Source organism: Streptomyces sp. NPDC003456 (assembly GCF_042878735.1).
Classification (GTDB): domain Bacteria; phylum Actinomycetota; class Actinomycetes; order Streptomycetales; family Streptomycetaceae; genus Streptomyces.
Map to the genome: position 1 here is coordinate 435,781 of NZ_JBIAOK010000002.1, position 24,436 is coordinate 460,216.

The 24,436-nt window shown below is 73.1% G+C and carries 26 protein-coding genes; 13 read left to right on the top strand and 13 right to left on the bottom strand.

What is annotated here, in order from left to right; genetic code table 11:
- Positions 1 to 206 precede the first annotated feature (206 nt).
- Together ACFYWG_RS07585 and ACFYWG_RS07590 are read left to right on the top strand one after the other, a co-directional pair.
- Positions 207 to 1,097 carry a glycoside hydrolase family 19 protein gene (locus ACFYWG_RS07585; protein WP_383510553.1) on the top strand — a complete coding sequence of 297 codons (891 nt, stop codon included), beginning with the start codon at positions 207 to 209 and terminating at the stop codon, positions 1,095 to 1,097.
- Positions 1,098 to 1,172: 75 nt separating this feature from the next.
- Positions 1,173 to 2,543 (top strand): phospholipase, encoded by a 1,371-nt coding sequence (locus ACFYWG_RS07590; RefSeq protein WP_389199912.1) that lies wholly within the window; start codon positions 1,173 to 1,175, stop codon positions 2,541 to 2,543.
- A gap of 247 nt (positions 2,544 to 2,790) precedes the next feature.
- Here the strand turns inward: ACFYWG_RS07590 and ACFYWG_RS07595 are convergent, their stop codons facing one another.
- From ACFYWG_RS07595 to ACFYWG_RS07605, 3 genes are read right to left on the bottom strand one after another with little or no spacing between them, the layout of a single operon-like run.
- Positions 2,791 to 3,174, bottom strand: a complete 384-nt coding sequence (locus tag ACFYWG_RS07595; RefSeq protein WP_383510549.1) for an STAS domain-containing protein — start codon at positions 3,172 to 3,174, stop codon at positions 2,791 to 2,793.
- Positions 3,171 to 4,244: a B12-binding domain-containing protein gene (locus ACFYWG_RS07600; RefSeq protein WP_389199915.1), complete on the bottom strand. Its 1,074-nt coding sequence runs from the start codon at positions 4,242 to 4,244 to the stop codon at positions 3,171 to 3,173. Before ACFYWG_RS07600 ends, ACFYWG_RS07595 begins: the two co-directional genes overlap by 4 nt.
- 11 nt (positions 4,245 to 4,255) lie before the next feature.
- The gene (locus ACFYWG_RS07605) at positions 4,256 to 5,917 is read right to left on the bottom strand and encodes a PP2C family protein-serine/threonine phosphatase (protein ID WP_389199917.1); all 1,662 of its coding nucleotides are present in this window, start codon (positions 5,915 to 5,917) and stop codon (positions 4,256 to 4,258) included.
- Positions 5,918 to 6,219: 302 nt separating this feature from the next.
- On the opposite strand from ACFYWG_RS07605, the gene ACFYWG_RS07610 reads away from it, so the two are divergent.
- Both ACFYWG_RS07610 and ACFYWG_RS07615 read left to right on the top strand, forming a co-directional pair.
- Positions 6,220 to 6,612 carry a VOC family protein gene (locus ACFYWG_RS07610; RefSeq protein ID WP_385414365.1) on the top strand — a complete coding sequence of 131 codons (393 nt, stop codon included), beginning with the start codon at positions 6,220 to 6,222 and terminating at the stop codon, positions 6,610 to 6,612.
- A 75-nt stretch (positions 6,613 to 6,687) separates the two neighbouring features.
- Positions 6,688 to 7,767, top strand: coding sequence for an adenosine deaminase (locus ACFYWG_RS07615; protein ID WP_389199920.1), 1,080 nt, complete (start codon positions 6,688 to 6,690; stop codon positions 7,765 to 7,767).
- On the opposite strand, the gene ACFYWG_RS07620 is transcribed toward ACFYWG_RS07615, so the two are convergent.
- Both ACFYWG_RS07620 and ACFYWG_RS07625 read right to left on the bottom strand, forming a co-directional pair.
- Complete coding sequence (locus ACFYWG_RS07620) at positions 7,749 to 8,264, bottom strand: DUF664 domain-containing protein (protein WP_383510541.1); 516 nt, start codon at positions 8,262 to 8,264, stop codon at positions 7,749 to 7,751. The two genes, ACFYWG_RS07615 and ACFYWG_RS07620, sit on opposite strands and share 19 nt — an antisense overlap.
- Before the next feature lie 120 nt (positions 8,265 to 8,384).
- Positions 8,385 to 9,302 (bottom strand): LysR substrate-binding domain-containing protein, encoded by a 918-nt coding sequence (locus tag ACFYWG_RS07625; protein WP_385414359.1) that lies wholly within the window; start codon positions 9,300 to 9,302, stop codon positions 8,385 to 8,387.
- Positions 9,303 to 9,418: 116 nt separating this feature from the next.
- Between ACFYWG_RS07625 and mgrA the strand changes: the two genes are divergently transcribed.
- Positions 9,419 to 10,411 (top strand): L-glyceraldehyde 3-phosphate reductase, encoded by a 993-nt coding sequence (mgrA, locus tag ACFYWG_RS07630; RefSeq protein ID WP_376329726.1) that lies wholly within the window; start codon positions 9,419 to 9,421, stop codon positions 10,409 to 10,411.
- Positions 10,412 to 10,555: 144 nt separating this feature from the next.
- Here mgrA and ACFYWG_RS07635 read toward each other — a convergent pair whose 3' ends face one another.
- Positions 10,556 to 10,840 (bottom strand): DUF1905 domain-containing protein, encoded by a 285-nt coding sequence (locus ACFYWG_RS07635; RefSeq protein ID WP_376329723.1) that lies wholly within the window; start codon positions 10,838 to 10,840, stop codon positions 10,556 to 10,558.
- Between the two features lie 399 nt (positions 10,841 to 11,239).
- On the opposite strand from ACFYWG_RS07635, the gene ACFYWG_RS07640 reads away from it, so the two are divergent.
- Genes ACFYWG_RS07640 through ACFYWG_RS07655 form a run of 4 tightly spaced genes read left to right on the top strand, consistent with a single transcriptional unit; the run spans position 11,240 to position 16,143 of the window.
- A complete protein-coding gene (locus tag ACFYWG_RS07640; RefSeq protein WP_376329720.1) occupies positions 11,240 to 11,650 on the top strand; it encodes a hypothetical protein in 411 nt (136 codons plus the stop codon).
- Positions 11,651 to 11,704: 54 nt separating this feature from the next.
- Complete coding sequence (locus tag ACFYWG_RS07645) at positions 11,705 to 14,035, top strand: FHA domain-containing protein (RefSeq protein ID WP_389199923.1); 2,331 nt, start codon at positions 11,705 to 11,707, stop codon at positions 14,033 to 14,035.
- Between the two features lie 9 nt (positions 14,036 to 14,044).
- Positions 14,045 to 15,145: a hypothetical protein gene (locus tag ACFYWG_RS07650; protein ID WP_385414351.1), complete on the top strand. Its 1,101-nt coding sequence runs from the start codon at positions 14,045 to 14,047 to the stop codon at positions 15,143 to 15,145.
- The gene (locus tag ACFYWG_RS07655) at positions 15,142 to 16,143 is read left to right on the top strand and encodes a serine/threonine-protein kinase (protein WP_383503772.1); all 1,002 of its coding nucleotides are present in this window, start codon (positions 15,142 to 15,144) and stop codon (positions 16,141 to 16,143) included. Before ACFYWG_RS07650 ends, ACFYWG_RS07655 begins: the two co-directional genes overlap by 4 nt.
- 28 nt (positions 16,144 to 16,171) lie before the next feature.
- Here the strand turns inward: ACFYWG_RS07655 and ACFYWG_RS07660 are convergent, their stop codons facing one another.
- Positions 16,172 to 17,470, bottom strand: a complete 1,299-nt coding sequence (locus ACFYWG_RS07660) for a streptophobe family protein (RefSeq protein WP_385414347.1) — start codon at positions 17,468 to 17,470, stop codon at positions 16,172 to 16,174.
- A gap of 184 nt (positions 17,471 to 17,654) precedes the next feature.
- On the opposite strand from ACFYWG_RS07660, the gene ACFYWG_RS07665 reads away from it, so the two are divergent.
- The gene (locus ACFYWG_RS07665) at positions 17,655 to 18,839 is read left to right on the top strand and encodes a DUF6777 domain-containing protein (RefSeq protein ID WP_376329417.1); all 1,185 of its coding nucleotides are present in this window, start codon (positions 17,655 to 17,657) and stop codon (positions 18,837 to 18,839) included.
- A 103-nt stretch (positions 18,840 to 18,942) separates the two neighbouring features.
- Here the strand turns inward: ACFYWG_RS07665 and ACFYWG_RS07670 are convergent, their stop codons facing one another.
- Genes ACFYWG_RS07670 through ACFYWG_RS07680 form a run of 3 tightly spaced genes read right to left on the bottom strand, consistent with a single transcriptional unit; the run spans position 18,943 to position 20,077 of the window.
- A complete protein-coding gene (locus ACFYWG_RS07670) occupies positions 18,943 to 19,359 on the bottom strand; it encodes a PRC-barrel domain-containing protein (protein ID WP_376329419.1) in 417 nt (138 codons plus the stop codon).
- Positions 19,356 to 19,940, bottom strand: coding sequence for a PRC-barrel domain-containing protein (locus ACFYWG_RS07675; RefSeq protein WP_389199927.1), 585 nt, complete (start codon positions 19,938 to 19,940; stop codon positions 19,356 to 19,358). Before ACFYWG_RS07675 ends, ACFYWG_RS07670 begins: the two co-directional genes overlap by 4 nt.
- Entirely contained in the window at positions 19,937 to 20,077 is a 141-nt protein-coding gene (locus ACFYWG_RS07680; RefSeq protein WP_376329424.1) for a hypothetical protein, read from the bottom strand. Before ACFYWG_RS07680 ends, ACFYWG_RS07675 begins: the two co-directional genes overlap by 4 nt.
- 188 nt (positions 20,078 to 20,265) lie before the next feature.
- Between ACFYWG_RS07680 and ACFYWG_RS07685 the strand changes: the two genes are divergently transcribed.
- Entirely contained in the window at positions 20,266 to 20,730 is a 465-nt protein-coding gene (locus tag ACFYWG_RS07685; RefSeq protein ID WP_376329427.1) for an ATP-binding protein, read from the top strand.
- A gap of 271 nt (positions 20,731 to 21,001) precedes the next feature.
- Here ACFYWG_RS07685 and ACFYWG_RS07690 read toward each other — a convergent pair whose 3' ends face one another.
- The gene (locus ACFYWG_RS07690) at positions 21,002 to 21,889 is read right to left on the bottom strand and encodes an RNA polymerase sigma factor SigF (RefSeq protein WP_389199930.1); all 888 of its coding nucleotides are present in this window, start codon (positions 21,887 to 21,889) and stop codon (positions 21,002 to 21,004) included.
- Positions 21,890 to 22,062: 173 nt separating this feature from the next.
- Between ACFYWG_RS07690 and ACFYWG_RS07695 the strand changes: the two genes are divergently transcribed.
- A complete protein-coding gene (locus ACFYWG_RS07695) occupies positions 22,063 to 22,473 on the top strand; it encodes a helix-turn-helix domain-containing protein (protein ID WP_383503779.1) in 411 nt (136 codons plus the stop codon).
- An 18-nt stretch (positions 22,474 to 22,491) separates the two neighbouring features.
- On the opposite strand, the gene ACFYWG_RS07700 is transcribed toward ACFYWG_RS07695, so the two are convergent.
- Both ACFYWG_RS07700 and ACFYWG_RS07705 read right to left on the bottom strand, forming a co-directional pair.
- A complete protein-coding gene (locus tag ACFYWG_RS07700; RefSeq protein WP_389199932.1) occupies positions 22,492 to 23,094 on the bottom strand; it encodes a ClpP family protease in 603 nt (200 codons plus the stop codon).
- On the bottom strand, positions 23,094 to 23,735 hold the full coding sequence (locus ACFYWG_RS07705) for an ATP-dependent Clp protease proteolytic subunit (RefSeq protein ID WP_376329438.1): 642 nt from the start codon (positions 23,733 to 23,735) through the stop codon (positions 23,094 to 23,096). Before ACFYWG_RS07705 ends, ACFYWG_RS07700 begins: the two co-directional genes overlap by 1 nt.
- Before the next feature lie 206 nt (positions 23,736 to 23,941).
- On the opposite strand from ACFYWG_RS07705, the gene ACFYWG_RS07710 reads away from it, so the two are divergent.
- Complete coding sequence (locus ACFYWG_RS07710; protein ID WP_376329441.1) at positions 23,942 to 24,424, top strand: VOC family protein; 483 nt, start codon at positions 23,942 to 23,944, stop codon at positions 24,422 to 24,424.
- Positions 24,425 to 24,436: the final 12 nt, after the last annotated feature.

Consider the following 24,436-nt stretch of genomic DNA (forward strand, 5'->3'; position numbering starts at 1 on the left):
GGCGGAGGCGGAAGCGGTCCGGAAATGGTCTATACCTGACTGGTCTACACCCTTGACTGGTACAGACCAACACGGTTGAGTGTCCCTCCACAGCCCCCCACCACGGCCGCCCCCCACGCCGTGTCCGGTCCGCCGGTGCGTGCGGTGCGGGCCGCTGCGTCCTGCCCCACCGGGGTGCGGCCGTGCCCCGCAAAGGAGTTGATCCCGTGTCGAGACGCCGTGTCTCCGCCGTCCTGGCCGCCCTCACCCTCGCCGGCACCGCCCCGGTGCTGCTCCCGGCCACGAACGCCGCCGCCGCCACGTGCTCCAGCTACCCCAACTGGGTGGCCGGCAAGGCGTACAACGCCGGTGACATCGTCCGCTACACCGACGGCAAGGCGTACATCGCCGAGCACGCCAACCCGGGCTACGACCCGGTCATCAGCACCTGGTACTGGGAGCCGTACGCCTGTGACGGCGGCACCGGCACGCCCGACGGGCGCTTCGTCGTGACGGAGGCGCAGTTCAACCAGATGTTCCCCAACCGGAATTCGTTCTACAGCTACAGCGGCCTGACCGCGGCCCTGAGCGCCTACCCCGGCTTCGCCAACACCGGCAGCGACACGGTGAAGAAGCAGGAGGCCGCAGCCTTCCTCGCCAACGTGAGCCACGAGACCGGCGGCCTGGTGCACGTGGTGGAGCAGAACACCGCCAACTACCCCCACTACTGCGACTGGAGCCGGCCCTACGGCTGTCCGGCCGGGCAGGCCGCCTACTACGGGCGCGGCCCGATCCAGCTGAGCTGGAACTTCAACTACAAGGCGGCGGGCGACGCCCTCGGCATCGACCTCCTCAACAACCCCTGGCTGGTGCAGAACGACTCGGCCGTCGCCTGGAAGACGGCCCTGTGGTACTGGAACACCCAGAACGGGCCCGGCAGCATGACACCGCACAACGCCATGGTGAACGGCGCCGGTTTCGGCCAGACGATCCGCAGCATCAACGGCTCCCTGGAGTGCGACGGCAAGAACCCGGCGCAGGTCCAGAGCCGCGTGAACAACTACCAGCGCTTCACGCAGATCCTCGGGACGACCCCCGGCGGCAACCTCTACTGCTGACGCCGGACCCCCGGACGTGGTGTCATGCGGGATGTCATGCTCCTGACCAGTCCCGTCGGACGAAGGGCATCCCGCATGCGCCCACGCACCCCCCACCTCCTGCTGGCCACGACCGCGGCGCTCGCGACCGCGGTCGCGGCCTCGCAGTCGACCGCTGCCGCCGCCGTCCCGGCCCCGGGCACCTACTACGTCCAGAGCGCCACCACCGGCCTCAACGCCGCCGACACCGGCGACGCCGTCGAGCAGCACAGACCCCGCGGCAACGAGGACCGCCAGCAGTGGCGGCTGAAGCCGAACGGATCCTCGTACCTCCTGGAGAACACCGACACGGCGGGCCGCTGTCTGGGCCGCGGCGGCGACCTGGCCGCCACCGTCGCCTGCACGAGCGGGGACGCCGCCTGGGAGATCACCCCGTCCGGCGCCGACCGGTACACCCTGACGGTGCCCGGCACCGCGCGTCACCTCACCGTCGCCCCCAAGCCCGCCGGGTCCACCCACCCCGCCCGCCTCGCCCTGGGCGGCGCGGGCGAACGGGCCGACTGGTACCTGACGCCCGTCGACCCCGTCACCTCGCCCATGCCGCCGCCGGACCGGCGCACCCTGGACCAGGTCACCTTCCTCACCACGCACAACGCCTACGCCAACGGGGTCGACGGCGGCTTCGCCCCGCCCTTCGTCAACCTCGTGCCCAACCAGACCCGGGGCATCGAACGGCAGTTGGCCGACGGGGTCCGCGGCTTCATGCTGGACATCCACCAGACCCGCGACGGCGCCATCCTCTGCCACAACAGCTGCACCCTCGTCAGCCGGCCGGTCGCCCTGTGGGTCGACCTCCAGCGCATGGTCGACTTCCTCGCCGCGCATCCCGACCAGTTCGTGACCGTCTTCCTGGAGGACCGCGTCGACCCGGGCGTGCTGCGCGCCGAACTCGCCCGCGTCAGGGGCCTGTCCGACGTGCTGTACCGGCCCGACCTCACCGGCGTGCGGCAGAGCGGCTGGCCGACCATGGCCCAACTGGCCGCCGCCAACGACCGGTTGCTCATCTTCAGCGACCGCACCCGCTCCGCCGACCAGGCCGGCGGCCTGTTCCGGGACAGCTTCGGGGTGATGTACCAGCAGGAGTGGACCGTGGAGAACCACTGGTCCATGGGCTCGGGTGTCGGCACCTCCGACTGGTCCTGCTACAGCCGCTGGTACGGCGCCGACACGAACATCCCGCTGACCCGCACCGAGCCGGCGTTCCGCCCCCTGTTCGTCATGAACCACTTCCGCGACGTCCCGCTCACCGGCACCGCGGCGACGGACAACGGCAAACTCGCCGACCGCGCCCAGCGGTTCTGCCGCCCGGCGGCCCGCAAGAAGCCCAACTTCCTCGCCGTGGACCACTACGACCGCGGCAACCCCGCCGCGGCCGTCGACACCCTCAACACGTACACGTATCCGTAAGCGGGCGGGCGGGCGTGCCTCGTGCCGGCGCGGGTGGGACCGCGCCGGCACGTGCACGGACGACCGCGACCGGTCGGCCGCCGTGCCCGCGCACTGCGGTCGGCCTCCGCGCGGACCGCGTCGAGGACGGCCGCCTCGCTCTGCTCGTCGTGCCGTCCGGGCACAGCACCGGGGCGAGGCCAGGGACGCCGCGTTCGTCGTCCGTGTCCGCCGCGACCGCCACGGGCGGATCGGACCGCCCGCGCCGTCAGGTGGCTTCGGCCTCCGAGACGTCGTCGGTGCGGGCGCCCGCCGGGGCCGCGGGCTCCGTCAGGAACTCCAGGACGTTCGTGAGATGGAGCATGCGCTCCAGGAAGGCCGGCCGGTGGTCGAGGCGGAGGACCGCCAGGGCCGCGCTGGTGTGCCGGTGCACCATCAGCAGGGCCGACAGACCGGAGGAGTCGATCCAGGTCAGACCGCTGAAGTCCAGGCGCACCTCGCGCAGCCCCGCCCTCTCGGACAGGAGGGGGACGACGGCGTCCAGGAGGTCGCCGGAGGTGTCGTAGTCGAGCTCGCCCACCACGCGCACGGTGAGCGTGTCCGCGGAGCGGTCGGTGACGACGGTGAACGGAACGGGTGGCAGGTTCGTCATGCGGAAGTCTCGGAGCCGGGGACAGGACGGGCGGGGCGGTCGGCGAGCACGGCGGTGCCGTCGCGGATCAGGGCGAGGGCCCGCGGGAAGTCGTGCAGCCGCCCGGCGAGGATGTCCAGAGCGGCGATCACCGACCGCGCGGGCACGTTGCGGGCCTCGAGGATGCCGGCGGTCCAGGTCAGGAACGAGGTGAACAGCTCGGCGTCGTCCACGTACAGGGCGGTCGCGAGGAACTGCACGATGTGGGCGACGTCCTCGGCCGTGCGCTCCCGCTGCTCGCCCGTGTACGACCGCATCGCCGGGAAGCGGTCCTCCAGGTCGGCCAGGGTGCCCCGGACCAGCCGGGCCCGGGTCTGCGCGACCATCGTGTACTCCTGGTCGGCCAGGTGCGGCAGGTCGTCGACCGCCTGGCGCAGCGCCGCGGGCCGGGGCCGGGCGAGTCCGGCGGCCAGGGCGTCGGCGGCACTGCGCGCGTCGGCGGCCCACTCGTCCGCGCCCAGCGCTCGCGCGTAGCGCCCCTTGGGCCCGAAGGCGAGTCCGCCGGCCATGACGGGGACGCCGACGGCCTGGCACGCGGTGATCGCTCCGTGGGCGGCCGGCAGGTGGGTGGGGATCGAGCTGGACAGCAGGACCGCGTCCGGGTTGGTCCGGTGCAGGTGCGCGATGAGGTGCGGCGTCGGCGTCTGGGCCCCGAGGTAGTCGACCTGCCAGCCGCGCAGACGCAGGGTCTCGGCGACGAGACGGGCCGGGAAGGCGTGCCACTCGCCGTCGATGCAGGCGACCGTCACGCGGCCCCGGTGCGCCGGGCGCCTCACCGCGTCCCGGCCGCGGTGGGCCAGGGCGGCCACGGCGCGCTCGTTGATGGCGGTGGCGGCGTGCTCCTGGGCGACGGTGATGCGGTCCGCGGCCCACTCGGCGCCGACCCTCTCCTGCACCGGTGCGATCACGTCCAGCAGCAGGCTCTCCTCGTCCAGCCCGTCGGCGAGGGCGCCGGACAGCACGTCCACGGCGCCGTACTCGTCGCCTTCGGCCATGGCCCGCCACAACCGTTTCTGCAGTGTCACGGACATCGCGGGAGTGCTCACCCGTCCTTCCCGTCACCTCGGTGGCCGTTGACGACCGACAGGCCACCGGTCCTGGGGACGCCGATGGCGACGACGGCCATGTCGTCGTGCCGTCCGCCCCCGACCCAGTCGGCGGCCAGCATCTGCACGTGCTCCACGACGGCCTCGGCCGGCATCCCGGCGCAGTCGCCCAGGGCCCGCTTCAGCCGGGCCTCGCCGAACAGTTCGTCGCCCAGCGGCCCGCCGCGCGCCTCGGTGATGCCGTCGGTGTACAGCAGGCAGGCGTCCCCCTGCTCCAGCACCGTCTCGACCGTGTGGGCGGTCACCGTGGGCAGGGCACCGATCAGGGTGCCCCGCGAGGCCACCTCCTCGACACGGCCGTCGGCGCGCACGATGAGCGGAGGCAGATGTCCGGCGCTGGTCAGCCGGAGCTGCGCCCGGCTCGCGCGGCGGCGCACCGAGGCGAGGACCATCGTGGCGAAGCGGGTGTGCCGGGAGCTGAGCAGCGCCCCGTTGAGCAGGTCCAGCACCCGCTGGTGGTCGCCGGCCAGCGGGAGCAGGGCGTGCAGGGTGTTGCGGATCTTGCCGGTGAGCACGGCGGCGTCCAGTCCCTTGCCCGCCACGTCGCCCAGCACGACCAGGGTCTCCTGGGAGGGGTCGGCACCGGGGTGGACGTCGTAGAAGTCGCCGCCGACGCGCTCGTGGTCCTTGGCGGCCCGGTAGCTGCCCGCGTACTGCACGCCGTGCACCCGGTGGAGCGTGGGCGGCAGCAGTTCGTGCATGAGGGTGGCGGTGATGGTGGCCTGCTCGGTGTACAGGCGCGCCGCCGACAGCGCGGCACCGGCCCGGGCGGCGAACAGCCGGGCGAAGACCTCCTCGCCCTCCGTGAACGCCTGCTCGGTGCTGGAGCGCAGCAGGATCAGGGCACCGGCGGGCACGCCGTGTCCGGGCAGGGGAGTGACTATCACCGAGCCGACCGTGCCGGTGAAGGCGTCGGGGATCACCCACTCGGGAAGGACCGACGGGTCGATCCACCGTGCGGGCACCGGCGGGAACCCCTGCAGCGCCTCGGGCAGGCCGGGCACGCTGTGCGTGTCGATCTGCCGCGTCACCTGCACGACGGGCCCGCCCTGCGGCGCGTACGTCAGGGGGTGCCGGCGGCCCTGTGCGGGGGCGACGAGCACGGCGGCCTCGGCGAGATGTTCCGCGGCCATCGACGCGGCCACCTCCATGCAGCGGGGCACGTTGAGTGTCGACAGCAGCGTCGAGGAGACCTCGGAGAGGATCTCCGACCGTGCCTGTGCGTTGCGGGCGGCCCGCTGCGCGAGGTGGCGGTCGGTGTCGTCGACCAGCCACCACACCACGTCCCCGTCGGCCGCCGCGGTCGGGTGGGCCTGGACGATGCGGTCGTTGACCGGGCCGCTCGGTGGGGTGGCGCCGGGGGTGGGGGGTTCGCCGGCCAGCAGCCGGTGGGCCTCGGAGAGCCAGGAGGGCGCCGCCTCGCGCAGCCCGTCACCGCTCGCCGCGCCGGGCAGGAGGAGCCGCGCGGCATCGTTCAGCTGCACGACGGTGCCGTGCCGGTCGACGACCAGCACGGGATAGGGAGCGTCACCCCACGCGCTGCCGACCCTGGTGTCGGCGCTGCGTGAGCGGGAGGAGGAACTGGGGGAAGCGGTCACAAGCGGAGGCACGCATCGTGCGCACCCCACCACCTTCCTTCACTGGAAAACATGCAGACCGCAACCGTCCCGCATCCGCGTCGGCAGTGCAACCCACCCAGAAGAGCGCCACATATGCGTCGGATTTCCCTCACATTGCGACGGGGGCGCGATCAAGGGGGTCATCCGGCGGATCATCGGCCGTCATGCCTGGTCACGGCGGCATCGGGTGCCTCCGCGGCGCAGTCGCCCGCGCAGTGGTTGGCACCACGGGAGTTTTACGTATAACCTCTCCGGTCAACCCCGTGCTCCGAGAGGTTCCGATGCGCCGTATCGCCCTGGTCACCCTCGTCGTCGACGACTACGACGAGGCGATCCGCTTCTACACCGACGCCCTCGGCTTCCGGCTCGCGGAGGACGAGGCCCGGCCCGACGGTTCCCGGTGGGTCGTCGTCGAGCCCGGTGACCCGGGAGCGGGGACCGGGCTGCTGCTGGCCCGGCCCAAGGGCGAGGCCCAGGCCGCCCGGGTCGGGGACCAGACCGGGGGCCGGGTCGGGTTCTTCCTGCACACCGACGACTTCGCCCGCGACCACGCCCGGATGACCGCCGCCGGCGTGACCTTCCTGGAGGAGCCCCGGCACGAGCCGTACGGGACGGTCGCCGTCTTCCAGGACCTCTACGGCAACCGCTGGGACCTGCTCCAGCCCGCCGCCTGACCCGCTCTCCCCGCTCTCCCCGCTCCTCGAAACCGCCCGATGCGCCCGATCCGCCCGATCAAGGAAAGACCCGCCATGACTGCTACGCGCGTAGACGCCGATGTGATCCGCCGTCTCCCCAAGGCTGTGCTGCACGACCACCTCGACGGCGGCCTGCGCCCGGCCACCGTCGTGGAACTCGCGGACGCCGTCGGCCACACGCTGCCCACCACGGACCCCGACGAGCTCGCCGCCTGGTACTACGAGGCGGCCAACTCCGGCGACCTGGTGCGCTACATAGCCACCTTCGAGCACACGCTCGCCGTGATGCAGACCCGCGAGGGCCTGCTGCGCACCGCCGAGGAGTACGTCCTCGACCTCGCCGCCGACGGTGTCGTCTACGGCGAGGTGCGCTACGCGCCCGAGCTGAACACCCGGGGCGGGCTGGCCATGGCCGAGGTCGTGGAGACCGTCCAGGAGGGCCTGGCCGCGGGCATGGCCAAGGCCGCCGCCGCGGGCACGCCCGTGCGGGTCGGCACCCTGCTGTGCGGAATGCGGATGTTCGACCGGGTGCGCGAGGCCGCCGACCTGGCGGTGGCGTTCCGCGACGCGGGTGTCGTCGGCTTCGACATCGCCGGCGCCGAGGACGGCTTCCCGCCCGCCGACCACCTCGCCGCCTTCGAGCACCTGCGCCGCGAGAGCGTGCCCTTCACCATCCACGCCGGCGAGGCACACGGCCTGCCCAGCATCCACCAGGCCCTCCAGGTGTGCGGCGCCCAGCGCATCGGGCACGGCGTGCGCATCACCGACGACATCCCCGACCTCGCGTCCGGCAAGCTCGGCCGCCTCGCGAGCTGGGTGCGCGACCGCCGCATCGCCCTGGAGATGTGCCCCACCTCCAACCTCCAGACCGGTGCCGCCACCTCCATCGCCGAGCACCCGATCACCGCGCTGAAGGACCTCGGCTTCCGCGTCACCCTGAACACCGACAACCGGCTGGTGTCCGGCACGACCATGACCCGGGAGATGTCCCTGCTGGTCGAGGAGGTCGGCTGGACGGTCGAGGACCTGCGCACGGTCACCGTCAACGCCGTCAAGAGCGCCTTCCTGCCGTTCGACGAGCGCACCGCCCTCATCCGCGACGTCGTGCTCCCCGGCTACGACGCCGCGCTCTGAAGCAGTCCCCGTACGTAGGCGGCCTGTCCGACGTGCTGGAGGTCGTCGGACAGGACGCTGACCAGGCGGACGCCCAGGGTGACCGGCGGGTCCCACCGCTCGTCGACGACGCGTTCGAGGTCCTTGGCGGTCAGGCCGCGCAGGGCCCGCAGGCTCTGCTCGTGCACGGCGTCGTAGTACCCGGTCAGCAGCTCGCCCGACTCCACCTTCACCTTCGCGACCTGGGCGGCGCTGTGGCCGTAGCCGGTGTCGTGGCGGGGCAGGCGCAGCCCGAAGCGCTCGTCCCACTCCTGCGACAGCCACACCTGCTCCAGGCCGAAGGCGTCGGCGACGTGGTCGTCCTGCACGCGGGTGAGGTGCCAGACGAGCCAGGCGACGGAGTTGGTGCCCGGCGCGGGCCGGGCGGCCAGTTCCTCCGGGCCGAGCCCGTCGAGCGCGGCGTGGACCTCTTCCCGGATGCGGCTGTAGCCCTCGACGAGGATGTCCTTGGCATGCATACGTCCACCTTCGCGCATCCTCGGGGATGACGCGTCGGGAGCCCGGTCGCCGGGAACCCCGGCGGCAGCCGCCCGAGCAGGCGGATCCGCGCTCATGGTCCCGGCGCCGGACGGCCCGGGTCAGGAGGGCCGGCCACCCGCCTGGGACGGTGCGGGGCCTTCCGTGTCGAGCAGGGCCATCAGCGCCCTGGCCGCCGGGCTGGTCGCCTGGGCGGGCGGCAGCAGGGCGACCGTCTCGTAGCAGGCGTCCCCGAAACCCGTCACCGGCAGGGCCGTCAGCGACGCGCGCTTGTGCCGGAAGTGACGCGGCACGACGGCGATGCCCAGGTTCTCGTCCACGAGCTCCAGCAGGCTGTGCACGTCGTTGACCTCCAGGGCGACGCCGCGCCGGACGCCCGCGGCGGCGAACGCCGCGTCCGTGGTGCGCCGGGGCCCCCAGTCCGGGTGGAAGTCGACGAAGACCTCGCCCCCCAGGTCCTCGGGCGCCACGGCGGTCCCCGCCGCCGCGAGCCGGTGGCTCGGGTGGCACAGCACGGTCATCGGCTCACTCGACAGCGGCACCGCCCGCAGCTGGTCGGTCTCCTCCCGGGCGGTGCGCACCGCGAACGCCAGATCCAGGCGCCCTGCGGCGACCTCCTCCGCGAGCGCGCCCGAACCCGCCTGCCGCAGGCAGATCTCCACGTCCGGGTGGCGCCGCCGGAAGCCCGCCAGCAGCCCCGGCACGTTCACCCCGGCGACGCACTGCTCCGTGCCGAGGGCGAGCATCCCGCGCAGCACGCCCTGCACCGCCGCGACCGCCTCGTGCGCCGAGCGCACCTGTGCCAGGATGCGCTCCGCCTCGCCGAGCAGCGCCCGCCCGGCCGGGGTCAGCGTCACCCTGCGGGTCGTGCGCACGAACAGCGGCGTCTGCAGCTCCCGCTCCAGGGCCCGGATCGAGGCCGACAGGCCCGACTGGGAGACCAGGAGGCGTTCCGCCGCCCGGGTGAAATGCTGGTCCTCGGCGACCGCGACGAAGTGCTGCAGGTGACGCAGTTCCATGACTGAGAAGCGTAACCGCTGAATTCCATCGGATTCTTCTGTTGGACGCATGGCCGCAGGTCACGCCAGAGTGGACACCGGTTTCCCCTGACCGAGCCAACCCCTCTGGAGTCGCGTTGTACACCGCACACCCCGACCGCTACGCGGACATGCCCTACCGGCGCACCGGACGCAGCGGCCTGAAGCTCCCCGCGCTCTCGCTCGGCCTGTGGCACAACTTCGGCCCGGACCGTCCCGTCGAGACCCAGCGCGCCATCCTGCGCCGCGCCTTCGACCTCGGCATCACGCACTTCGACCTCGCCAACAACTACGGCCCGCCGCCCGGTGCCGCCGAGTCCGCGCTGGGCGGGTTCCTCAGGTCGGACTTCGGGCGCTACCGCGACGAGCTGGTGATCTCCACCAAGGCCGGCTACCTGATGTGGCCCGGCCCGTACGGCGAGTGGGGTTCACGCAAGTACGTGCTGTCCTCGCTGGACCAGAGCCTGCAGCGGATGGGCCTGGACTACGTCGACATCTTCTACTCGCACCGCCCCGACCCCGACACCCCGCTCGAGGAGACGATGGGCGCGCTGCACTCGGCCGTGCAGCAGGGCAAGGCGCTCTACGTCGGTGTCTCCAACTACTCGGCGGAGCAGACCCGCGAGGCCGCCCGCATCCTGGGCGAGCTGGGCACGCCGCTGCTGATCCACCAGCCGCGCTACTCCATGCTCGACCGCCGCCCCGAGGACGAGGGGCTGCTGGACGCCCTCGACGAGCTGCAGACCGGGTCGATCGTCTACTCCCCGCTGGAGCAGGGCCTGCTGACCGGCCGCTACCTCGACGGCATCCCGGAGGGTTCGCGGGCGGCGAGCGACAGCCCGTTCCTGAACTCCGACGCGGTCACGGAGGAACTGGTCGGGCGGCTGCGCGAGCTGAACGCCATCGCCGCGTCGCGCGGCCAGACCCTGGCGCAGATGGCGCTGGCCTGGGTGCTGCGCGGTGGCCGGGTGACCTCGGCGCTGGTCGGGGCGAGCAGCCCGCAGCAGCTCCAGGACAGCGTCGGCGCCATCGCCGACCTGGACTTCGACGCGGACGAACTGGCCCGCATCGACGCGATCGTCAAGCAGTAGCAGTAGCAGTAGCAGTAGCAGTAGCAGTAGCAGCGGTCACGTATGCCCGGGGGTGGTTGCCGCCTCCGGGCACGCATGCGTTCCCGCCGATCGATCGGGGTGCATCGCGTCGGCCGGGGCCCGCCCTGTTCGCGCACGCCGGCGTCAGCCGAGGCGCTCCTGAAGGCGGACCGTCACCGTGTCGCCCTCCTGCTTGCCGATGGCCCTGCGGACCTCGGCCTTCACGGGCAGCTTGTGGGTGCCGTCGCCCAAGGCCATGAAGGAACTGCGGAACGGGTGCCCGTCGATCGTGCCGCGGACCTTGACCAGGCCCCGGGTGCCGAAGAACTCGGCGGAGCGGGGCCAGACCAGATACGTCCAGCCGCCTTCGGCAGGGCTCTTGCGCAGGACGGCGGTGAACTCGGCGTCCAGGGCTGCGGTGGTGGCCATCGGATCCTCCGGTGTGCGCGGCGGCCTTCTCTCCCCGTGCAGACCGCCGTACGCCCGGAAAGTCATCGCAGCGCGGCACCCGGGGAGGCCGAGTGCGCCGGCCGGAACCCGGTTGCCCCCGCGCGGCGAGCCCGATGCGCACCGCCGTGCCCGCCGCCCTCAGCAGGCCGAACACCTCCCGGCTCATGCCCTGCGGAACGGCTTCGCCGGATTTCGGCCAACTCGGGCGGTGAATATGCCAGGAGAGTGGCCAAAAAGTCATGGTGACAGTGTTTCAGCAGTGAACATACTGACACGCGAGAGCGCTTTCACTTCGAGCGACCGCGCCCTCACGCACAGCACGCGAGCCGCACGACACGCGAGGCCCGGCCGGCGAGCCGGGCAACGGGGGAGGGTCACGTGCACGACGAGTTCCTGTGCCATGTCACCGCGTACGGGGTGTGCGACGGCCGCCGCATCGGGGTGCCCCTGGGCACCTACCGGGCGCCCACCCTCGCCCTCGCCCTGTGGTGGCTGCGCGACCGGGCCTCCTGGATCGCGCAGCGCCTGGACCCCCTGCCCGAGGCCGAGCACTTACCCCCGGGTGCGCTCGTGCCGGTCGCCGACTCCGTGCCCGACGTGCCCATGCTGCTGCGCGCCTGGTGCGCCGACCCGGCCCAGCAGGAGCGGGTCGCCGAGGAACTGGCGGCCGGACGGCTGGTGCGCATCGCGACCAGCGACGACACCACCGAGTACGAACTGCTCGCCGAGTCCGTGGACGCCCTGCGGATGCAGCGCGCCGCACCCCTGCTGGGGGTGCCCGTGGCCTGATCCGCCGCCCTCGCCGGCCAGGCGCATACCAGGGCGCATCGGTAGAATCTGACCATGGCGCAGCCATCGGTAGCACCGGAACTCGTCCTGAAGACGGAGACGGGGTCCACCGTGATGATCCCGGGCCGCGACTACCACGTGGGGCGCGATCCGCTGAGCGACATCGTCATCGACGACGACCGGGTCTCCTGGCACCACGCGGTGCTCCGCCCCGAGGACGGTCACTGGACCATCGAGGACGAGAACAGCACCAACGGCACCTGGGCCGACGGCTCCCGCGTCCACGCCCGGGACGTCGGACCCGGCAGCGTCATCCGCTTCGGCAACCCCGCCGACGGACCGCAGGTCGTGCTGACCGGCCGTCCCGCAGCCGCTCCCGAACGCCCCTCGGCGGTCTCCATGCCGGCCATGACCGGCACCTACCGGGCACCCACCACCGTGCGGCCCCTGCCGTCGCGCACCGTCCGCATCGGCCGGGCCGCCGACAACGACCTCGTCATCGACGACCTCGTGGTCTCCCGCCGCCACGCCGAACTGCGCGCCCTGCCCGACGGCACCTACGAGATCACCGACCTCGGCAGCCACAACGGCACCTACCTCAACGGCAGCCCCGTCACCACCGCGCCGGTCGGCCAGGGCGACATCGTCGGCATCGGCCACTCGGCGTTCTGCCTCGTGGGCGACGAACTGCAGGAGTACGTCGACACCGGCGAGGTCTCCCTCGACGTGCAGGACCTCGCCGTCACCGTCGACCGCGGCCGCCGGACGCTGCTGGACCACGTGTCGTTCCCGGTCGGGGAGAAGTGCCTGCTCGCCGTCGTCGGCCCGAGCGGCGCGGGCAAGTCCACCCTGCTCAACGCCCTCACCGGCCAGCGGCCCGCCGGCCACGGCACCGTCCTGTACGACGGCCGCGACCTCTACCGCGACTACGCCGAGCTGCGCCAGCGCATCGGCCTCGTCCCCCAGGACGACATCCTGCACGCGCAACTGACGGTCCGGAAGGCGCTGTCCTACGCGGCGGAACTGCGATTCCCGCAGGACACCGCCAAGGCCGAGCGGCGCGCCCGGGTCGACGAGGTGATCCGCGAACTGGGCCTGGAGCAGCGAGCCGACCAGCCCGTGCACAGCCTCTCCGGCGGCCAGCGCAAGCGCGTCAGCGTGGCCCTGGAACTGCTGACGAAACCGTCGCTGCTCTTCCTCGACGAGCCGACCTCCGGCCTCGACCCCGGCATGGACCGCTCGGTGATGCACATGCTGCGCGGCCTGGCCGACGACGGCCGCACCGTCATCGTCGTCACCCACAGCGTGCTCAGCCTCGACGTGTGCGACCGCCTCCTGGTGCTCGCACCCGGCGGCAGGATCGCCTACTACGGGCCGCCCGAGGACGCCCTGCCCTTCTTCGGCTTCGAGCACTGGCCGGAGGCGTTCGAGCACTTCGAACGGGACAGGGAACGGGACTGGGCGGGGGAGTACTTGGCGTCGCCGTGGCACGGCCGGTACGTCAGGGACGCCTCCGCGCAGCCGCGGCAGGACCGGTCCGGGCCGGTGGTCATCGCCCCGCCGCCCCGGCCGCGCAGCCGCGCAGCCCAACTCGGCACCCTCGTACGCCGGTACGCGTCGGCGCTCGCGGCCGACCGCACCTTCCTCATCATCATGATCGCCCTGCCGTTCGTGATGGGCGCCATGGCGCGGGCCCTGGCCGGCGGCAGGCTGACCGTCGACACGGCGATGAACGCCCTGCTCATCCTCTGTGTCGGCGCCGTCCTCACCGGGGCCGCCAACGCCGTGCGCGAACTCGTCAAGGAACGCGTGATCTACCAGCGGGAACGGGCGGTGGGCCTGTCCAGATCGGCGTACCTGATGTCCAAGGTCGTCGTCCTCGGTGTCATCACCGTGCTGCAGGCGGTGGTGCTGACCCTGGTCGCGCTGCTCGGTGTCGACATCAACGCGCCCGGCGGCGAGGGGGTGCTCATGCCGCCCCTGGTGGAGATCACCGTCGCCGTCGCCCTGCTGGCCTTCACGGCGATGATGCTCGGCCTGCTCGTCTCCGCCCTGGTGCGCAAGGAAGAGGTGACGATGCCGCTGCTCGTGCTCATCGCCATCGTCCAGGTCGTCTTCTGCGGAGCCCTGCTGCAGCTGGCCGGCACCCCGGGCCTGGAGCAGCTGGGCTGGCTCGTGCCGGCGCGCTGGGCCCTGGCGGCCATGGCCGGGACCGTGGGACTGGCCCGCATCGTGCCCGGCGACCTGACCGAGGACCCGCTGTTCGAGCACGCCGCCGGCATCTGGCTGCTGGACGTGGCCATGCTCGTCGTGCTGTCGGTGCTCTTCGGGTTCCTGGTGTCCCGGCTGCTGCGCCGCCACGAGCCCGCCGTGATGCGGAAGTAGGAGCCGCCCGTGACGACCCCCGGATTCCGGCCCACACACGTCGTCCCGCAGCACGGGATGCCGGCCTGGGAGGCCCCCGACCCGTCCCGGCCCACCGTCGACCTCGACCCGCTGCTGCCGGTGCAGCTCCTGGAGCGGCAGGGCGACTGGGGGCACGTGCTGTGCTTCAACGGCTGGTCGGCCTGGGTCGACGGGCGCCGCCTGGTGGCCGTGCCGCAGGACCCGCCCACCACCGACGGGCCGCTGACCCGCACCGCCGACCCGCGCCCGCTGCTGGGCCGCGCGCAGGAGGCCCTGGCGCGGTACCGCTCGGCGGTGGAGGACCTGGCGAACGGGCTCGACCTGGAGTCCTTCCGCGCGCGCACCCGCGGGACCCGGATCGGCGTGGTGGTGGACGGCGAGTCGGTCTGGCTGTACGACTCCGCGCACGGACGCTGGGTGTACGCCGACGGCGTCCGGCTGACCACCTACGCCACGGACGAGACGCCCCGGGCCGACCGCCCGGCGGCCGAGGGCGGCCGCCGGCCGTCCCGGCCGCCGGCGGCACCCGGGCATCCGCCGACCCGGGTGGTCCCCGAAGCGCCCCCGGCCCCGCAGGCCGCCCCGCGCGCCACCGGTACGGCTCCTCCGGCGGGCGCCGCACCCCCGGTACCTCCCGCAGCGACCCGAGTCGTCCCGCCGGGGACGACGGGCGCCGTACCGGCCGAGGCCCCGGAACCGGCGGTCCGGGGCGTCCCACCGGAGGCTGCGGGCGCGACACGGCCCGAGGCCCCGGCCCCCACCCGTGTGGTCCCCGCCGAGGCCGGCCCCGAAGCGGCGCCCGCCCGGGCGGCCCCGGCCCCCGCCCGGGTGGTTTCCGCCGAGGAGGCCGCCGCCCAGGCGGCGGCCGCCGGCGGGGCCGCCCGGCCCTCGACCGCCGAGCCCACGCGGCTGGTGGCCGGGAGCCCACCCGAGCCCACCCGTGTCGCCGGCCCTGAGGAGTTCGGGCGGTCCGCCGACGGCGCAGCGGCCGACGAGGCGCAGGAAGCGGAGCCGCCCGGGGCACCGCCCACGCGGGCCGTCGGGCACGCCCCCACCCGTGTCGTCCCGCCCGAAGGTGACGGGCGGTGAACCGCGAGACCAGCCTCTTCTCGGGACGGCCGTCCGAACTGCTCGGGCAGCAGATCGCCGGGTACCGGATCGAGCAGGAGATCGGCCGCGGCGGCATGGCCGTCGTCTACCGGGCCCGCGACCTGCGCCTGGAACGCACGGTCGCCCTGAAGCTGCTCGCTCCGGAACTCGCCCGCAACGACACCTTCCGCCGCCGGTTCACGCACGAGTCCCGGGCCGCCGCCGCGATCGACCACCCGCACATCGTCCCGGTCTTCGAGGCGGGCGAGACCGACGGCGTGCTCTACATCGCCATGCGGTACGTGGCCGGCAGCGACCTGCGGCACCTCCTCGACCGGGAGGGCCCGCTGCCGCCCCCCACCGCCGTCCGCGTCGCCGCCCAGGTCGCCTCCGCGCTGGACGCCGCGCACGAGCACGGCCTGGTGCACCGGGACGTCAAACCCGGCAACATCCTGGTCTCCCGGGGCACCGACAGCGACCACCCCGAGCACGTCTACCTGACCGACTTCGGCCTGACGAAGAAGTCGCTGTCCCTGACCGGCTTCACCACGGTCGGCCAGTTCGTCGGCACCCTGGACTACGTCGCCCCCGAGCAGATCTCCGGCAAACCGGTGGACGCCCGCTGCGACGTCTACGGCTTCGCCTGCGTGGTCTACGAGATCCTCACCGGCCACCCGCCCTTCCTGCGCGACGACGACATGGCCCTGCTGTGGGCCCACCAGTACGACGAGCCGCCGCCGCTGACCGAGGCCCGGCCGGACATCGCGGCCGAGGCCGATCCCGTCCTGGCCAAGGCCCTCGCCAAGAGTCCGGACGACCGCTACCCCTCCTGCCTGGCCTTCGTGACCGCGCTGCGGGCCGCCACGACCGGGGGACCCGGACGGGCCGTCCGGACGTCGACGCGCGCGGAGCGGCAGCTGCCGGGAGCGGGGGAGGAGCGGCCCAAACCGCCGCCGCGCTGGGCCGAACCGGTGTTCGTGGAGCGCACCCGCCCGTAGCGCGGGCAGGGCCGGCCCCCGGGCCGGGTCAGCCCCCGGTCTCCGGGCGTACCTCGCCGCGCCGTCGCACATGGCGCGCCAGCAGCGCTCCGGCGAACCCGGTCACCAGCCCCCACGGCACGGCCAGACCGACCGCTCCCCACAGCTTCGGCCTCAGGAACAACCGGCCCGACAGGCCGCCGCCGAGATCGCCGATGCCGAGGATCGACAGGCCGAAGTACGCCGAGATCCGCCCGACGAGACAGATCATGAACACCGTCAGCACGAGGGCGACCGCCATGTGCACGGCGTGCTGCCAGGCCCGGATCCGCGCGGGAGACCGCGCCGCCATCACGAACGCGGCCGCCAGCAGCAGCACCACATCGGCGACCAGCAGCCACCACACCCGTCCGTCGTGCTCGGAGAGCGTGCGCAGATTCAGCTCGGCGACGTCCGGGGTGCGCAGCACCTCGTCCAGCACGTGCGGCATGGGCAGCCCGAACGGCCCCTCCACCCGCCCGTTCCAGGTCGCGCCGAGCCCGATCGTGAGCCCCAGCCACATCAGGTTCGGCATGCCGAGGAGGATCACGGCGAAGGTCTCGGCCGCGTCACCCCGCGTGGCCGCGACGACCAGCGCGATCACCACACCGACGGCGACCCAGGCCAGCAGCATGGCGACCATCGCCCACGCGGCCGGGCGCACCGACGCCTGGAAGCGCAGCAGCCCGCCGGGCAGCGGGGCCCCGGGCGCGACCAGCAGGGCGAGCACCAGCACACCGGCCAGCCACACCACGCCGACGAACACCGACAGCGGGACGTCGGTGGTGAAGCCCACCTCGGGCGAGGCGCCGAACAGGTCGCCCAGCTCGCCGAGCAGGTCGTCGCCGAGGGAGATGTCGAAGGTGTGGCGGGCGGCGAGCGTCAGCCCGATGAGCGCGAGCAGCCACAGGACGGCCACCCGCCCGGCCCAGCCGGCCAGTTCGGCCGCACCGGCGACCGCGCGGTGCCGCAGGGGCCGCAGGAAGCCCCAGGCGATGACGAGCGCCCCGGTCAGTGTGACCGACAGGGGGATCACGGTCAGGCCCGCCCGCGTGTCGGCGAGGTCACCGGCGCTCCCGGTCAGTTCCACCGTGCCGCCCACGGCGGTGACCATCGTCGCCGCGACGACCGGCGCGAAGGCCCCGTCCGGGAGGTCCGCGGCCCCGGCGGCCCACAGGCCGAGCGCGGCCACGACCCCCATCGCCAGCAGCCCGGCGAGGACCGTGACGAGGGCGTGCACCCAGCCGTGGCGGGCGGACGCCCGGCCGGCGACGGGGCCGGCGCGGCCGGAGGGGGAGGGCGAAGTCACGCTGTCACGCTAAGCAGCACCCTGCCCCGACGCCCGCCGGAGACGTCCGTCCGCGTCGGCTTGCGGGACGCGTGGGGCCGGAGCACACAATGAAGGAAGAGCAAAAAGGCGGCACACCAGCACAGGTCGGGCCGAGTGCCCCGAGTGCGCGCGAGCCGCAGGCAATCACGGGGAAGAAGAGATCGTGAGCGTCGATCCGCCGTCGTCCGGCCGTCCCACCGGTCCTCCGTCGGGCCCGCTGTCGGGTCCCTCCCAGCCTCCTCCGGGTGGCGGGCCGCCGTCCGAACCGCCCACCGGGCGCGGCGGCGGCGAGCCGCCGGAACCCCGCCGGCCGTGGTGGGGATCCGTCCCCCGGGTCGCCATCGTCGCTACAGCCGTGGTGGCCGCCGTGATCCTGGCCGTCGTCCTGTCCCGTCCCGACGGCGGCAGCACCGGCGCCTCCGACGCGAGCACGAGCACGTCCAGCGGCGAGGTGTTCCTCGAACCCGCGGCGGACACCGGCCCGGACCCGTTCACCGACTCCACGGCGGACGAGAAGAGCTCCGCCTCGCCCGTACCGCCCACCGGGGCCAGCGAATCGACCGGACAGAACGCGCTGGCGGGCGTGAAGGGCGACGCGCCCGGCCTGTACGGCGGCACCCGCAACGTGGCGGCCTGCGACGTGGAGAAGCAGGTCAGGTTCTTCGAGCAGGACCCGGACAAGGAGCGGGCGTTCGCCTCGGTCGTCGGCAGGGAGCCGTCGGACGTGCCCGCCTACCTGCGCTCGCTCACCCCGGTGCAGCTGCGGATGGACACCCGCGTCACCAACCACGGCTACAACGACGGCCGTCCCACCAGCTACCAGGCCGTGCTGCAGGCCGGCACCGCCGTCCTCGTCGACGACCGCGGAGTGCCCCGGGTCCGCTGCGCCTGCGGCAACCCGCTGGATCCGCCGGTCGCCCAGAAGAACGCCAAGACCACCGGCGAGGGGTGGCCCGGCTACTCCGCCTCCGACGTCGTGGTGGTCAAGCCCGCGCCGAAACCGGTCGACGCCTTCGTGATGTGCGAACCGGACGGCGAGTGGTTCGAGCGGCACAAGGGCGACACGGGCAAGAAGGACAAGGAAACCGAGAAGCCGGACGAGCCCACCCCGTCCACGAGCGTGACCACACCCTCGTCACCGGGTGAGACGACCTCCGACGAACCGTCGACCGGCGAACCGCCGAGTTCGGAGACGGAGAACCCCTCGGAGCCGCCGTCCAGCGGCGAATCACCGCCCCCGTCCTCGGAGCAGCCGCCCGCGCCGGACAGCGACAGCGGTTCCGGCTCCGGCTCGGACAGCGGCAGCTCGGACAGCGGCGGCGCGACGGAGCAGCCCCCCTCGTCCTGACGGGCCCCGCGCGGGGCCGGGCCCCGCGCGTGCAGATCCGGCCACCGGCCGCACGGACCGGTCGGCCTGGGCCGACGAGGCCTCGACGTGCGCAGGGACGTCCTCAGGCGGCCCGGACCACCAGGGCGTAGTCGCCGAGACCGAGCAGGCGGTCGGCCGGCAGGTCGCCGTGCGCGGTGACCACCGACTCCACCCGGCCCGTCTCCGGCTCGAACGCGACGTCCTGGACCGTGCCGAGCGCGTCCCCCGTGTCGGTGAGGATCCGCAGGCCTTGCAGCTCGTGGTGGGGCGGCACGGAGGGCGGTGCGGCGGCGGAGCGCACCAGGACCGCGTCCGGGCCGACGGCGTGCAGGGCGCCCCAGGGCAGCACGGTCTCCTTGCGGGAGTGCTTGCCGCCCACCCGGACGTGCGTGACCACACCGGACGCGGCGTCGACCGTGAGCGACTTCAGCACGCCCATCTCCTCGGCGTCGTCCAGCGTCAGCACCGGCAGCCCCCGCGCCTGCGAGAACAGCATCATGACGCCGCCCCCCGGTGCTCCTGGCGGAAGGCACCGACCCGGGCGGTGAAGGCCGGCAGGTCGTCGGCGACGTAGCGGGTGGCGTCCGCCGGTATGACCAGGGCCCGGCCGGACACGGCGAGCGTCTCGCCGCGCGGCACGTACACCCGCTGCCTCTTGCGCCGCGAGCCCGCCACCAGGGACTTGTCCGCGGCGATCCGGAAACCCACGACCCGGCCGCTGGTACCGCCCTCGACCACCACGTCGAGCACCGTGCCGACCTCGGCGCCCTCGTCGGTGAGCACCTTCGCGTGCAGCACCCGGCCCTGCTGGGCCTCGCGCCGCGCCACCACGACGGACGTGTCCTGCAGGGCCCGCGCGTCGCGGACCATGACCGCGTGCGGGCCCAGCGCGTGCACCGCCGACCAGGGCAGGCTCTGCTTCAGCGGGCCCGACAGCAGACCGCGGCCGCTCAGGGTGAAGCCGGTGATGCGGCCGCCCGCCGCGTCGAACACGGTGTCCTTGATCTGGGCCACGGCGTCACCGCCCAGGGTGACCACCGGCAGGGTCGTCAGGCTCCGCGCGGCCATCAGCTCGTTCATCGCATGCCCTTCCCGCCCGGCCGGCGGCGCACCGCGATGACCGTCCCCGATCGCCTGCCCGCCTGTACCGCGAGCGTCACCACGGCGAGGGCGGCGAGCGCCGCGATCACCACGATCAGCCAAGTCCACCAGGCCACCGCGCACCTCCGGCGAGCCGGGCCGGCCGCCGCTCGACCGGCCCCGATTCCCTCCGGGTGCCCCGTCGCAGGGGGACGATGCCCGGGGCACCGCACGGGCCGGAAATCGTGAGGACTGCGAAGGCGGACTCGGGGTACGAGCACTCTGCAGAGCGTCCGGCCAGTCCGGCTTTCCCAGAAAGAAAAGTATGATCGACCACCTGGACGGGGCAGTGATACCGACTGGTTTCGACGTGCCCGTGGAACCGCTGCGGCGGGCGGCACACTACACAGGCGAGCAGGGCTGCATCGCCGAGGCGCGGTCCTTCGCCGCGCTCTTCCTCGAGCAGCTGCGGACCGAGTGGTGCGCCAGTGTCGACGAGCGGCTCGACGGAGCGGTGCTGCTTGTCGTGAGCGAGCTGGTCACCAACGCCGACCGGCACAGCAACGGCCCCTACATCCTGGAGCTCACGGGCACCGACAGCGCCGTCACGGTCTCGGTCTACGACAGCAGTTCCGCGCTGCCCCGGATCTTCCCCCGCAACCCCGAGCGCATCGGCCGGCACGGTATGGAGATCGTGCACGCGCTGGCGGAGCAGGTCAGCGTGGAGCGGGTGCCGGTGGGCAAGCGGGTGCGTGCCGTCCTGCCCCTCACCCGCGCGACCGGCGCGTGAACCTCCGGCCGGACCCGGGCCGCCCGGACGCACCGGGCCGGGCAGGGACCTTACGGGGTCACGGCGGAAGCCCGGCACACCCCGCACACCGAGATGCAGCAGAGCCGCCCGGATCCCGGGCGGCTCTCAGTCGGTTCCGGACCAGCCGCTGCCGTGCAGGACGATCGCGCCACCGGCGGGGGCGGCGCGGCCGAGGGCGTGCGGACATGGTCGCGGGTGCCGCCCCACTCCCGCATGGGGGACGGCACCCGCTGGTCCGGTGGTGTCCGCGTCAGGCGCAGCCCAGCTCGCCCAGCATGCCCTCGCGCAGCCGGGTGATGATCCGCTTGATCAGCCGGGAGACGTGCATCTGGGAGCAGCCGAGCCGCTCGCCGATCTCCGCCTGGGTGGCCTCCTCCACGAACCGCATGTGGATGATCTGCCGGTCGCGCTCGCTGAGCTCCGCCATCAGCGGGGCGAGCGAGTGGAAGTCCTCCACGAGCCGCAGGCCGTCCTCCTCGACGCCGATGAAGTCGGCCAGGACCGCCTCGCCGCCCTCGGGGCCGTCCCCGGTGAGCGCGGCGTCCAGCGAGGACGAGTTGTATCCGTTCGCCGCGATCTGGCCCTCGACGACCTCCTTCTCGGAGATGTTCATCAAGGTGGCCAGCTCGGCGACGGTGGGCTCGCGGTCCAGGCGGCTGGCGAGCTCCTCACGCGCCTTGGCCAGCTCCACGCGCAGCTCCTGCAGCCGCCGCGGGACGTGCACCGCCCACGTCGTGTCCCGGAAGAAGCGCTTGATCTCACCGACGATGTACGGCAGCGCGAAGGAGGTGAACTCGACCTCGCGCGCCAGCTCGAAACGGTCGATCGCCTTGATCAGACCGATCATGCCGGTCTGGACGATGTCCTCCATGTCGTCGCCGCGGCCCCGGAACCGGCCGGCCGCGAACCGCACGAGCGACATGTTCATCTCGATGAGGGTGTTGCGCGCGTACTGGTACTCGTGCGTGCCCTCCTCGAGCTCCGTCAGGCGCTGGAAGAACTGGCGGGACAGGGTGCGGGCGTCCCGCGGGGCGACCGATCGCGGGTCCGCGAGACCCGGCAGCGCTCCGTCACCCGTGCCGACCTCGGCGTTCTCTGCGACGGCCTCTGCCTTCGACCGGATCACGGCGGTCTCCATTACCTCTCCCGAACGTCGCTGCTGTCCTGTGCGTGGGGTACTCCCGGGTTGCGGGTACCCGCTCATGCCTGCACCATGCCCCCCTATTATCCGGAATCCCGCATCCCGCTGATTCCCCTGAGGGCGGAACGCCGGAGCCTTCCCCCCGCGGGGCGGATTCCTAGGCTGGGACGGTGACCGATCGACAGCCGAACGACGCCCGTGTCGTCCCCCTGCGCCCGCCGGGCCGGCGCCCCGCCACCCCGCCGCGTCAGGGGCCCTTGGCCCCCGTCGCCAAGGAGCCGCTCTGGCGGAACCTGGTCGGGGACGTCCTGCGCCGGGAACGGCTCGCGCAGGAACGCACGCTGAAGGACGTCGCCGACGCGGCGCGCATCTCCATGCCGTACCTGTCGGAGGTGGAGCGCGGCCGCAAGGAGGCCTCCTCGGAGGTCCTCGCGGCCGCCGCCCAGGCCCTGGGGCTGGGCCTGGGCGACCTGCTGGCCCGGGCGCAGGACGAACTGGTGCGCGTCACCTCCCGGTACGCGGGCGGCCGGCGCCGCGAGGTTCGAGGGGCCTCGCACGACGGGATGTGCCTGGCCGCCTGAGCCGGGCGGGCCGGTGCCTCAGACCGTCACGAGGCGCCGGCTGAGCACCTCGTCGGCCAGCCCGTACGCTACCGCCTCCGGCGCGGTGAACACCTTGTCGCGGTCCATGTCACCCCGCAGTGTTGCCACGTCGTGGTGGGTGTGCCGCGCCAGGACCTCCTCCACCTGGCCGCGGATGCGCACCATCTCCTTTGCCTGCAGCGCCAGATCGGAGACCGTCCCGCGCTGCCCGCCCGAGGCGGGCTGCCCGAGCAGCACCCGGGCGTGCTCCAGCACGAACCGCCGGCCCGGGTCGCCGCCCGCGAGCAGCACGGCGGCGGTGGAGGCCGCCTGCCCGACGCAGCACGTCGAGATGGGCGCCCGCACGTAGGACATCGTGTCGTAGATGGCCATGAGCGAGGTGAACGAGCCACCGGGGGAGTTGATGTACACCGAGATCTCGCTCTCGGGCGCCGACGACTCCAGGTGCAGCAGCTGGGCGATGATGACGTTGGCCACACCGTCGTCGATCTCGGTCCCCAGGAAGATGATCCGCTCGTTGAGCAGCCGGCTGAAGACGTCGAAGGACCGCTCGCCCTGCGGGGTCCGCTCGATCACGTTCGGGATCGTGTAGCTCCCCATCACTGCAGCCCCATCCTGCGTCGCGTGGCGGCCGGTCGGACATCGTCGAGGGACTGGACGACCCGGTCCACCATGCCGTACTCCCGGGCTTCCTCGGCCGTGAACCAGCGGTCCCGGTCGCCGTCCCGGGAGATGGTCTCCGGGCTCTGGCCGGTGTGCTCGGCGGTGAGCCGCTCGATGGTCCGCTTGGTGAACTCCAGGTTCTCCGCCTGGATCTCGATGTCGGCGGTGGTGCCGCCGATGCCCGCCGAGGGCTGGTGCATCATGATCCGCGCGTGGGGCAGGGCGTAGCGCTTGCCCGGGGCGCCGACGCTCAGCAGGAACTGGCCCATGCTGGCGGCGAAGCCCATCGCCAGGGTGGAGACGTCGTTGGGGACGAGCCGCATCGTGTCGTAGATGGCGAGGCCCGCGTGCACCGCCCCGCCGGGGCTGTTGATGTACAGGCTGATGTCGGTGCGCGGGTCCTCCGCGGACAGGATCAGCAACTGGGCGCAGACCCGGTTGGCGGAGACCTCGTCGACCTGGGTGCCGAGCAGCACGATGCGCTGCGCGAGCAACTGGGCGGCCAGGTGGTCGTCGAAGCGGGTGGGAGGGGTGTCCCCCTCCTCCGCCCGCGGGGCGAGGGTCGTCAGTGGTGTCATCGGTTCTCCTCGTCGTGGCGAGAGCGCCGCGGAGCTGCCGCGGACGTGCCGTCGGGTCCACTGTCGGCCCGCCGCGACCGCCGCGGGCCGCCTCTCTGCCCTGGGCAGATCCGCTGCGGGCGGATCCGGGCGGGGGCGGACCGATGAGTTTCGCCGCGCGGACCGGTCGACATGGATGACAGCGACGAACACCCCGGGAGGAACCCATGGCGTCCGACGGCTTCACCACGTGTCTCTGGTTCGACGGCCGGGCCGAGGAGGCCGCGCACTTCTACGTCTCGGTCTTCAAGAACTCCAGCATCGGCCAGGTGGCCCGCTACCCCGAAGGGGCGCGGCAGCCGGCCGGCACCGTCATGACCGTCGAGTTCACGGCCAACGGCCAGCGGTTCCTCGCGCTCAACGGCGGACCGCAGTTCACCTTCACCGAGGCGGTCTCCTTCATGATCTTCTGCGAGGACCAGGAGGAGATCGACCACTACTGGAGCAAGCTCACCGCCGACGGCGGCGAGCCCGGCCCCTGCGGCTGGCTCAAGGACCGTTTCGGAGTGTCGTGGCAGGTCGTGCCCGACCGGCTCCAGTCGATGATCACCGATCCGGACCCGGCGAAGGCGGCCCGCGTGACCGAGGCGTTCATGGCGATGAGCAAGTTCGACCTCGCGGCGTTGGACAGGGCGTACGCCGGCGAGTGACCCGCCGCCCGG